This is a genomic window from Psychrobacter sp. 1Y4 (assembly GCF_051847555.1).
Genome location: NZ_JBPYDE010000269.1, coordinates 1 through 899, shown reverse-complemented (window position 1 = coordinate 899; position 899 = coordinate 1). Strand labels below are relative to the sequence as shown.

The 899-nt window shown below is 48.6% G+C and carries 1 protein-coding gene; it reads right to left on the bottom strand.

Annotated elements, in window-relative coordinates:
• A partial coding sequence (locus tag ACS8FC_RS15705) for a secretin N-terminal domain-containing protein (protein ID WP_439297455.1) occupies nucleotides 1-899 on the bottom strand: 899 nt, incomplete at both ends.

Genomic DNA, 899 nt, shown 5'->3' with positions numbered 1-899 from the left:
TGCTAGCAGGCACAACTGATGTACTACTGCTACTGCTACTGCCAATACTCTCACTCGCCGCACTGTTAACGGTAGCCCCTGTACTGCTGGCATCATTTAAAGAAGCGGACTCTAACGTTGAGGTGGCACCAGCGCTATTAATCGATTGATTGGCCAAAAGACCTCGTAGCATATCGGCAATATGGCTAGCACTGGCATACTTTAGGCGAAAGACACGTAACCCACTTAATCGTCTTGTCGGTGTGGTATCTAATTGATTAACCATCTCCTGAACTTTGGCAATCATCTCAGGGCTGCCTTTGACCAGCAGCCTATCACTTGATGAATCAGCGATCACTTTGAGTTGATTATTGCCACCTTGTGCTTGTCCGCTACCAGCGCTTGCCACCAAGGCACTGATTAACTCCATCATACGTTCGGCATCGACGTGGCGTAGTGGTATCACTTGCAGACTGTCATTGACGTTGCTGTCCAAATCACGGATAAGTGCGGTGAGTTGGTTTAGGCTATCCGCACGATCTGATAGTACCAGCGCGTTTACACCAGGTACAGCGGCGGCATGTGCAGACTGCGGCATCAAAGGTCTTATAACGCCCAATACTTCTGCCGCTTGAGTATTCGTCAAATAAATCACTCGGGTTGCGAGCGACTCACCGACACTATTGCCACGCAAGTCAACGGCGACACCAGACTGCTTGGCGACATTATCTGGCACCAGTTTAATCGTCGTACCTGACTCTATCGCTGCAATCCCATTGACCTGCATGACACTTAAGAACAGCTGATAAATCTCATCACGGGACAATGCTTTGTTCGAGATGACCGTCACATTGCCGTTGATACGAGGATCAAGGACAAAGTTTTGGTCGGTAATCGTTGCCACTTCGTTAATAAAAGCT